This window comes from Variovorax sp. 01N429, assembly GCF_056399425.1.
Map to the genome: position 1 here is coordinate 1 of NZ_JBFTRG010000046.1, position 1,682 is coordinate 1,682.

The following is a 1,682-nucleotide window of genomic DNA, read 5'->3' on the forward strand; positions in this document are numbered from 1 at the left end:
CTGCAACCAGTCGAGGCCGTGTGAAAACACATTGAATCCGTGGGGGCCGTCGCCTAGATTGAATCAACGCGGCTGACCAGGATGAGCCATGAAGCGATTCATCGAGGGCGAGGACCGAAGCCAGGTCACCTTGCTACCGCAGTGCCTCGACGATTTCATCGCCGAAGACAACCCGATACGTGTGGTGGATGCGTTCGTTGAAGAGCTTGACCTTCGCGAACTGGAGTTTGATGGCACAAATCCGGCTCTGACTGGACGCCCGGCGTACCACCCGTCAGTCCTGCTCAAGATCTACATCTACGGATACCTGAACCAGATTCAATCGAGCCGGCGGCTGGAGCGAGAGGCTCAGCGCAATCTGGAACTAATGTGGCTCACGGGTCGCCTCGCCCCAGACTTCAAGACAATTGCGGACTTCCGTCGAGACAACGGTGCGGGCATCAGAAACGTGTGCAAGCAATTCGTGGTGATGTGTCGCAAGTTGAAGTTGTTCTCTCAGGGCGTCGTAGCCATCGACAGCAGCAAGTTCAAGGCGGTCAACAATCGAGATCGAAACTTCACTCCAGTCAAGGTCGATCGCCGTCAGGAGCAACTCGAACAGAGCATTGATCGCTACCTCGACGCACTGGAAACCGCAGATCGCACCCAACCGGCTGGACTGGAAGCCAAGACGGAGCATCTGCAGGAAAAGATTCGCGGGCTGCGCGACCAGATGCGTCGCCTCGACCAAATCAGGCACCAGGTGCAGTCTGAGCCAGACGCTCAACTGTCGCTGACAGATCCCGACTCGCGCTCCATGGCAACCAGCCGGCTGGGCTCAGCCCTTGTTGGCTACAACGTCCAAACGGCAGTTGATGCCAAGCATCACCTCATCGTCACGCACGAGGTGACCAACGTCGTCACCGACCGCTATCACCTCAGCAAGATGGCCATCGCCGCRCGTGAGGCGATGGGATCGAAGAAGCTGCACGCGCTCGCGGACCGCGGGTACTTCAGTGGGCCGCAGCTCAAGGCCTGCGAGGAAGCGGGAATTGCGGCGTATGTGCCGAAGACCATGACGTCGAATTCCAAGGCGGAAGGTCGATTCAGCAAGAATGACTTCGTCTACATCGCTCGAGACGACGAGTATCGATGTCCTGCGAATCAACGGGCGATCTACCGGTGCACTTCAGAGGAGCACGGACAAAAGATCCGCGTCTATTGGCCGAGCGCCTGCCCCTCGTGCTCAATCAAACAGCAATGCACGACCAGTTCGTTCCGGCGCGTTCGCCGTTGGGAGCACGAAGCCGTCATTGACCGCGTCCAGGCTCGCCTCACTAGAAAGCCAAAGGCGATGACAGTGAGAAAGCGAACCATCGAGCACGTGTTCGGAACACTCAAGCACTGGATGGGGTCGACGCACTTCTTGACCCGCACGCTGGCCAACGTTGGCACTGAGATGAGCCTCCATGTGTTGGCTTACAACCTCAAGCGATTGATTGGCATCTTGGGTATGTCCAAGACGATGAAGGCGATCAAGTTGATGGGCACCTAGGCCCTATCCAACAGAAGGTGGACCCCTTTGCCACCAAAATTCTGTAGCTCACCGAGACCTCGATACTGGATGCGGCGCAAGTCGCGTGCGGCCTCTCGTCACGTCACGTCACGTCTGCACCGTGGTTCTCACACGGCCTCAGTCTTGA

General features: G+C 57.8%; 1 protein-coding gene. It reads left to right on the forward strand.

Features of this window, described 5'->3' with window-relative positions; genetic code table 11:
• The first annotated feature begins 88 nt into the window (after positions 1–88).
• On the forward strand, positions 89–1,534 hold the full coding sequence (locus AC1DSF_RS30470) for an IS1182 family transposase (protein ID WP_478184047.1): 1,446 nt from the start codon (positions 89–91) through the stop codon (positions 1,532–1,534).
• Positions 1,535–1,682 lie beyond the last annotated feature (148 nt).